This window comes from Streptomyces sp. NPDC127068, from assembly GCF_042724695.1.
Taxonomy (GTDB): Bacteria; Actinomycetota; Actinomycetes; order Streptomycetales; family Streptomycetaceae; genus Streptomyces.
Genome location: NZ_JBHXEN010000106.1, coordinates 1 through 7,490 on the forward strand (window position 1 = coordinate 1; position 7,490 = coordinate 7,490).

A 7,490-nucleotide genomic window follows, 5' to 3' on the forward strand; every position below is an offset into this window, starting at 1 on the left:
CCGCTGAAGGGGGCGCCCGGCGCCTTCGTCGTGCCGGGTGCGGGCCGGTCAGATGCCCTGCCAGGCGGGCTTGGCCGCGAAGGTGTGCCGGAAGTAGCCGGCGAGCTTCAGCTTGGAGGCGGCGGCCTCGTCCACCACGACCGTGGCGTGCGGGTGCAGTTGCAGCGCCGAGGCGGGGCACACCGCGGCGACGGGGCCCTCGACGGTCGCGGCGACGGCCTCCGCCTTGCCCTCGCCGGTGGCGAGCAGCACCAGGTGGCGGGCGTCCAGGATGGTCCCGATGCCCTGGGTGATCACGTGGTGCGGAACCTGCTCGATGTCACCGTCGAAGAAGCGCGCGTTGTCGACGCGGGTCTGCTCGGTGAGCGTCTTGATCCGGGTCCGGGAAGCGAGCGAGGAGCAGGGCTCGTTGAACCCGATGTGCCCGTCGGTGCCGATCCCGAGCAGCTGGAGGTCGACCCCGCCCGCGTCGGCGAGCGCGGTCTCGTAGGCGGCACAGGCCGCGGCGACGTCCTCGGCGGCCCCGTCCGGGCCCAGGAAGGCGTCGGCACCGATGCCGAGCGGCTCCAGGACCTCCCGGCGGAGCACGGAACGGTAGGACTCCGGGTGCTCGGCGGGCAGTCCGACGTACTCGTCGAGCTGGGCTATGCGCGCCCGCCCGACCTCGACCCGTCCGGCGCGGACCTTGGCCTCCAGCGCCCGGTAGACGGGGAGCGGGGTGGAACCGGTGGCGACACCGAGGACCGCGTCGGGCTTGCGTCGCAGCAACGCCGCCATGGCCTCGGCGATGAGTTCGCCGCCTGCTGCCGCGTCCGGGACGATCACAACTTCCACTCTGAGCCTGCCGATCTGGAGAGCGAACACGGATGGAATGACGCTATGTGGTATAGACCAATCTAGCAGAACTGCCCTGCCGTGCGGGGGTTCGGCGGGCGTGCTACGCGGGCGGGTACCGGAATGCTCCGGGCGGGCGCCGGACGCCCCGGGGGAGTGGAATGGGAAGGGGGCCCGCCGCCCCGGGAGCCGCCACCCACCGGAGGAGACCCGCATGACCGCCACGACCACCACCGACCCGCAGAGCGAGCGGCCGGGCCGGATCATGTCCCGCGAGATGGCCGAACAGCCCGCGGTGCTGCGCCGCATCCTCGACACCGCGGCCCCCGCCGTGCGCCGGGTGGCCGAGCAGGTCGCCGCCCGCGCACCCCGCTTCGTCCTGCTCACCGCCCGCGGCACCTCCGACAACGCCGCCCTGTACGCCAAGTACCTGCTGGAGATCCGGCGCGGCCTGCCCTGCGGGCTCACCTCGATGTCCACCACCACCGCCTACGGGGCCCGCCCCGACCTGCGGGACGTCCTGGTCATCACCGTCAGCCAGTCCGGCGGCTCGCCCGACCTGGTGGCCTCCACCCGGGCGGCCCGGGAGTCCGGGGCGATCACGCTCGCCGTCACCAACAACCCGGACTCCGCGCTCGCGGCCGTCTCCGAGTTCCACATCGACATCATGGCCGGGCCCGAACGCGCGCTGCCCGCCACCAAGACGTACACGGCGTCCCTGCTCGCCCTGTACCTCTTCGTGGAGGGCCTGGCGGGCGGCGACGGGGGCGCCGCGCTGCCGCTGCCGGAGCTGGCGGCCCGGCTGCTCGACCGTCAGCCCGAGGTCCGCACGCTGGCCGCCCGCTACCGGTTCGCCGAGCGGATGGTGATCACCTCCCGCGGCTACGGCTACCCCACCGCCAAGGAGGCCGCGCTCAAGTTGATGGAGACCAGCTACATCCCCGCCCTGTCCTACTCCGGGGCCGATCTGCTGCACGGGCCGCTCGCCATGGTCGACAACATCTCCCCGGTGATCGCCGTGGTCACCGCGGGCAAGGGCGGGGACGCCCTGCAACCCGTCCTCGACCGGCTCCGGGGCCGCGGCGCCGACCTGGTCGTCATCGGCCCGCGGGCCCAGGTGGAGGCCGCGTCCGCCGGGTTCGTCCTCACCACGGACGACGTCCCCGAGGAACTCCAACCGATCCTGGAGATCATCCCGCTGCAACTGCTCGCCTACGAGGTCACCATCGCCCGAGGCCAGGACCCGGACGCCCCGCGGGCCCTCGCCAAGGTCACCGAGACCCGCTGACCCGGTGCGCGGCCGGGGCCGTCGGAAGGGCCGGACGTCACCCGGATAGCGTCACCCCATGATCCCCCCGTTCCGGCAGCCCCGCCCGCTCCCGCCACCCGTCCCCGTCGGGCCCCGCGTCCACCGTTCCGTCGCGGCGGAGGTCACCCCGTGACCCTCTGGGAGATGGTCGCCGTCCTCGCCGCCGGAGCGGGTGCCGGAGCCATCAACGCCGTCGTCGGCTCCGGCACCCTCATCACCTTCCCGGTCCTGCTGGCCACCGGCCTGCCCCCGGTCACCGCCACCGTCTCCAACGCCCTCGGCCTGGTCCCGGGCTCGCTGAGCGGCGCCTTCGGCTACCGCAGGGAGCTGGCCGGACAGCGCGACCGGGTGCTGCGGCTGGGCGTCGTCGCGGCACTCGGCGCGGTGGCCGGGGCGGCGCTGCTGCTGATACTGCCGGAGACCGCCTTCGAGACGATCGTGCCCGTCCTCGTGGGCCTCGCCCTGGTGCTGGTCGTCCTCCAGCCGTGGATCGCCCGGACCGTCAAGCGCCGCCGCGAACGCGCGGGGACCCGGCCCCGGCCCGACGGCGGCGTCCCCCTGCTGGTCGGAATGGGCCTGGCCAGCGTCTACGGAGGGTACTTCGCCGCGGCCCAGGGGATCGTCTACCTCTCCCTCATGGGCTCCCTGATCGACGAATCCCTGCAACGCCTGAACGCCGTCAAGAACGTGCTGGCCGCCGTGGTCAACGGGGTCGCCGCGGTGTTCTTCCTCTTCGTCGCCGACTTCGACTGGACGGCCGTCCTGCTCATCGCGGTCGGCTCCACGCTCGGCGCGCAGGCGGGGGCGCTGGTCGGACGCCGGTTCAGCCCGGTCGTGCTGCGCGCCGTGATCGTGGCCGTGGGGGTCTTCGCCCTGGTCCAGTTGGTCCGTCGCTGAGCGCCCGGACCGAGCGTTTTCCGCCAGCGCCCGGACCCGCACGACAAACATGGGCCAACACATGGACAGACGTGAATGGTCTAGTCCACAATGAAAACGATGGACCTCCGGGGACTCCCCGGGACCACCATTCCGTTCTCCCCGCACAGGAGGACGGTCGAGGAGCCGGAGCTCTCTGCCCTGACTGCACCGGGTCCTCACCCAACGGCCGACCGGGACCGCACACCCGCCGGCCGGGTTTGCTCCGGGCTGCGGTGCCGGGAGGGTTGAGGGTCCCTCCCAGGCACCGTGGCCCGCGGGCCTTTCCGGGGCGGCTTCCGATGACGCCCCACCGCCGTGCGCGCCCACCCGTCCGACGCCGCCAGGGGGTCGACGCGATCCGGCCAGGTACGCTCACAGACGTGCCCTCCATGAACGATCTCGTACGCCAGCACACCGCCCTGTCCGACACGGACCTGGAGTGGCTCCACCTGCTGGTCTCGGAGTGGCAGCTGCTCTCCGACCTCTCCTTCGCGGACCTCGTCCTGTGGGTCCCCACCAGCGACGGCACCCGGTACGTCTCCGTCGCCCAGATGCGGCCCAACACCGGCCCCACCTCGTACCAGGACGACATGGTCGGCCACCTCGTCCCGCGCGGCCGTCGCCCGCTGCTGGACGCCGCCCTCGACGAGGGGCGCATCGTCCGCGAGGGCGACCCGGAGTGGCGCGAGGAGGTCCCGGTCCGGGTCGAGTCGATCCCGGTCCGCCGGGAGGGCCGCGTCCTGGGCGTCATCGCCCGCAACACCAACCTGCTCACCGTCCGCACCCCCTCGCGCCTCGAACTCAGCTACCTCCAGAGCGCGTCGGACCTGGCGCAGATGATCGCCGCGGGTTCCTTCCCCTTCCCCGGCCAGCAGGTCGACATGGACGCCTCCCCCCGGGTCGGCGACGGACTGATCCGCCTGGACGCCGACGGCATCGTCCAGTACGCGTCCCCCAACGCGCTCTCCGCCTACCACCGCCTCGGGCTCGCCGCGGACCTGGTGGGCCATCACCTCGGCACCGCGACGGCCGAACTCGCCCCGTCCCGGGGGCCCGTCGACGAGGCCCTGGTCAAGATGGCCAGCGGCTGGGCCCCCCGGGAGTTCGAGATCGAGGGCAACGGGGGAGTGATCCAGCTCCGTGCGATCCCCCTCAAACCCAAGGGACCGCGCATCGGTTCCCTCGTCCTGCTGCGCGACGTCACCGAACTGCGCCGCCGCGAACGGGAACTCATCACCAAGGACGCCACCATCCGGGAGATCCACCACCGGGTGAAGAACAACCTCCAGACGGTGGCCGCCCTGCTGCGGCTCCAGGCCCGCCGCATCGAGTCCGAACGGGGCCGGGCCGCGCTGGAGGAGGCGGTGCGCCGGGTCGGCTCCATCGCCATCGTTCACGAGACGCTGTCCCAGAACCTGGACGAGCGGGTGGAGTTCGACGAGATCGCGGACCGGGTCCTGGCGATGGTCTCGGAACTGTCCCCCGGCAAGGTCACGGCCCGCCGTACGGGTCGCTTCGGCATCCTCGACGCGGAGGTGGCCACCCCGCTGTCGATGGTCCTCACGGAGGTGCTCCAGAACGCGCTGGAGCACGGGTTCGGGCCGCTCGACGCGGGCGCGGTCGAGGTGTCCGCGGTGCGTGGGGGCACGGTGCAGCAGGAGCGGTTGCTCGTCACCGTCCAGGACGACGGGGTCGGGCTGCCCGAGGGGTTCGATCCCGGCCGGTCCGGCAATCTGGGGCTCCAGATCGTCCGGACGTTGGTCGAGGGGGAGCTCGGGGGGACGTTCGGCATGCTGCCCGCGCCCGGGGGCGGCACGCGGGTCACCCTCGACCTCCCGGTCCGCCGCCACCCGTAGCTGTTTCCGCGCGGTGCGCGGTGGTTGCCCGCGCAGTTCCCCGCGCCCCTTCGGGGCTCGTCCCGGTGGGGGTGCGCTGTCCCGTGCGGGTGCGTCGTGGCTGGCCGCGCCGTTCCCCGCGCCCCCTTCGGGGCGCGTCCTGCGGGGGGCCTCCGGGGTGGCGTGCCCCGATCAGGGGCGCGGGGAACTGCGCAACCGTGCAGCGCACCCCGCAGAACAGCGCACACCCCGAAGCGGCGCGGGCAACCCCAGCGCACCGCAAGGGACAACCGCAACACCCCCGCACGGGAAAAGCGGAAAGCCCCGGATCACCAGGATCCGGGGCTCACGCAAGAGCACTGCGGGGTTCTACGCGCTGCGGCTCGGGAGGCGGGAGTTGCGTACTCGCTGTACGCGCCGCCGGCTGAGACTCGTACGGGCGGCTGGGCGTCAGGCGGTGGCCTGCCGCGCCCGGTTGCGAGCGGCACGACGCTTCATTGCGCGGCGCTCGTCCTCGCTGAGGCCACCCCAGACACCCGAGTCCTGACCGGACTCGAGCGCCCACTGCAAGCACTGCTCCATGACGGGGCAGCGACGGCAGACGGCCTTCGCTTCCTCGATCTGCAGCAGCGCGGGACCGGTGTTGCCGATGGGGAAGAACAGCTCGGGGTCTTCCTCGCGGCAAACGGCGTTGTGACGCCAGTCCATGGCTGCTACCTCTCTTGGTGGTACATCAGTGTGCTTGTGAATGTGAACGCTTTCACGAATCCCTCGACAAGGGAAGGGCCTACTCCCGGATGTGACCCGGGGCGGTCCTAGAGTTTGAGGAGGGGTTCGGACTCTCTATGGAGGGCGGTGGTGCGGCCCGTCCTGAGCGCCACGTAGAGACTCGCAAACCTCGGCTACGGATACAACCCCTTCTGGAAAGTTTTTTTTGATTCCTCGGTGTCGACTAGGTCACAGCCGTACTTCCATGGGGTGGAGCCTTGCCTAAACGTTCGAGTGCAAGGACTTTTGCTGCTTCCGCTCACACAATCACACGCAGTGCACGGTCTACGCCTAGGAACGTCACGCTGGTGCGCAGTCCTAGGTGGTCTCCGTCCATCTGTAGGGGGAGCGGCACCTTCGAATGCAAGGTGAACTGCTGGAGGTCGTGGAGGGTGACGGCGTGCTTGCCGCGGGGGCCCCGCTCGGGGGACGAAGTGATCAATTGGGTGGCATAGCGGGTCACCGCACCCGTGGTCAGCCGGCTCAGACCGAGGACGTCGAGCCCCGTGTCGAACGAGGCCCGCGGCGCCGCGTAGACCGGGCGATTGCCCAGGAAGGTCCACGGAGCCGTATTGCAGACTATGGACACCAGAAGATCTTCCACTGGTTCCCGGCCCGGTTGTTCCAGGGTGATCGAACCGTGCCGACGCTGCTCGCCCAGGAATTGCCTCAGGACCTGCCGCAGATAAAGCGCGTGCGTCGAACGCTTTCCCAACTCGCGTTGCTGTTCGACGCGTCCGACCACTCCGGCGTCGAATCCGAGGCCCGCGCAGAAGGTGAACCAGCGCCCGGGAATCGCCTCGTCCGGGGTGCCGGGGGTGCCGACCGCCCGGCCGAGTCCGATGGTGCGCTCGGAGCCGGTCTCGATCGCGTTCAGCAGCGCGCCCGTCGCCTCCACCGCGTCGTTCGGCAGTCCGAGGGCCCGGGCGAACACGTTCGTCGAGCCACCGGGCACCACGGCGAGCCGGGGCGTGCGCTCCGGCTCGGGGGCGCTCCCGCCGTCGCCGAGGAGGCCGTTCACGACCTCGTTGACCGTGCCGTCGCCGCCGAGCGCGACCACCAGATCGATGTCGTCACCCTCCGCCGCCTGCCGGGCGAGGTCCCGGGCGTGCCCGCGGTACTCGGTGGTGACCGCTTCGAGCTTCATCTCGCTCGCCAGCGCGTGGATCAGTACGTCGCGGGTACGCGCGCTCGTGGTGGTAGCTGCCGGGTTGACCACGAGGAGTGCGCGCATGTCATGCAGGGTACCGAGCCGGGAGGGGTGGACCCACATTCGGGTGGAGCGGGCCGGCGGGCCCGACGCACCGGCGCCCGCCGGGGGCCGGCTACCCTGCTGGGGTGAGTGCTGAGCAGAAGTCCACCCCCGGCGCGCGCTCCGGGGAGACCCCCGAGGGCCCCCGTCCCGGTCGGCTGACCGCCGCCGCGGCCCTGACCGGCCTGGAGGGCGCCGCACTCGTCGTCGGCGGCGTCTACGTACTGGTCCGCGGTCTGGCCGGGGACGGCAGCGCGGGACAGGCGGCCATGGCGGGTCTGACGCTCGTCGCGCTCGCGGCCCTGCCGCTGATCGCCGCGAGGGGCCTGTGGGCCCGACGCAGCTGGAGCCGCGGCCCCGCGATCATGACCCAGCTCGTCGCCCTGCCGGTGGCGTGGAGCCTGCTCCAGGTCAACAGCATGCTGATCCCCGGCGGCATCGCCCTCGCCGTGGCCGCGGTGACCACCCTGGTCCTCCTGGTCAACGTCCAGACCACCGAGGCGCTGGGCATCAGGGGCCCCGGCAGCGCCTAGGCACCCGAAGGTGAGGAGGGGGCGCCCGCAGCCGTGACGGC

7 protein-coding genes are annotated in these 7,490 nt (G+C 72.0%); 4 read left to right on the forward strand and 3 right to left on the reverse strand.

Annotation, left to right across the window (positions count from 1 at the left end; genetic code table 11):
• Positions 1–48: 48 nt before the first annotated feature.
• A complete protein-coding gene (nagB, locus tag ACFWIA_RS34755; protein WP_387011272.1) occupies positions 49–834 on the reverse strand; it encodes a glucosamine-6-phosphate deaminase in 786 nt (261 codons plus the stop codon).
• Positions 835–1,048: 214 nt separating this feature from the next.
• Between nagB and ACFWIA_RS34760 the strand changes: the two genes are divergently transcribed.
• The 3 genes from ACFWIA_RS34760 to ACFWIA_RS34770 all read left to right on the forward strand — a co-directional run bounded on the left by ACFWIA_RS34760 (position 1,049) and on the right by ACFWIA_RS34770 (position 4,917).
• Positions 1,049–2,122, forward strand: coding sequence for an SIS domain-containing protein (locus ACFWIA_RS34760; RefSeq protein ID WP_387011266.1), 1,074 nt, complete (start codon positions 1,049–1,051; stop codon positions 2,120–2,122).
• Positions 2,123–2,272: 150 nt separating this feature from the next.
• The gene (locus tag ACFWIA_RS34765; RefSeq protein WP_387011267.1) at positions 2,273–3,040 is read left to right on the forward strand and encodes a sulfite exporter TauE/SafE family protein; all 768 of its coding nucleotides are present in this window, start codon (positions 2,273–2,275) and stop codon (positions 3,038–3,040) included.
• A gap of 410 nt (positions 3,041–3,450) precedes the next feature.
• Positions 3,451–4,917, forward strand: coding sequence for a sensor histidine kinase (locus ACFWIA_RS34770; protein WP_387011273.1), 1,467 nt, complete (start codon positions 3,451–3,453; stop codon positions 4,915–4,917).
• Between the two features lie 429 nt (positions 4,918–5,346).
• Here ACFWIA_RS34770 and ACFWIA_RS34775 read toward each other — a convergent pair whose 3' ends face one another.
• Together ACFWIA_RS34775 and ACFWIA_RS34780 are read right to left on the reverse strand one after the other, a co-directional pair.
• On the reverse strand, positions 5,347–5,604 hold the full coding sequence (locus ACFWIA_RS34775; protein ID WP_006380970.1) for a WhiB family transcriptional regulator: 258 nt from the start codon (positions 5,602–5,604) through the stop codon (positions 5,347–5,349).
• A 319-nt stretch (positions 5,605–5,923) separates the two neighbouring features.
• Positions 5,924–6,898: a diacylglycerol/lipid kinase family protein gene (locus tag ACFWIA_RS34780; protein WP_387011269.1), complete on the reverse strand. Its 975-nt coding sequence runs from the start codon at positions 6,896–6,898 to the stop codon at positions 5,924–5,926.
• 104 nt (positions 6,899–7,002) lie between these two features.
• Between ACFWIA_RS34780 and ACFWIA_RS34785 the strand changes: the two genes are divergently transcribed.
• Positions 7,003–7,449: a hypothetical protein gene (locus ACFWIA_RS34785; protein WP_387011270.1), complete on the forward strand. Its 447-nt coding sequence runs from the start codon at positions 7,003–7,005 to the stop codon at positions 7,447–7,449.
• Positions 7,450–7,490: the final 41 nt, after the last annotated feature.

Coding starts and splice junctions, on each gene's coding strand:
- ACFWIA_RS34760 (WP_387011266.1), top strand. CDS start 1,049: ATGACCGCCACGACCACCACCGACCCGCAGAGCGAGCGGCCGGGCCGG.
- ACFWIA_RS34770 (WP_387011273.1), top strand. CDS start 3,451: ATGAACGATCTCGTACGCCAGCACACCGCCCTGTCCGACACGGACCTG.
- ACFWIA_RS34775 (WP_006380970.1), bottom strand. CDS start 5,604: ATGGACTGGCGTCACAACGCCGTTTGCCGCGAGGAAGACCCCGAGCTG.
- ACFWIA_RS34780 (WP_387011269.1), bottom strand. CDS start 6,898: ATGCGCGCACTCCTCGTGGTCAACCCGGCAGCTACCACCACGAGCGCG.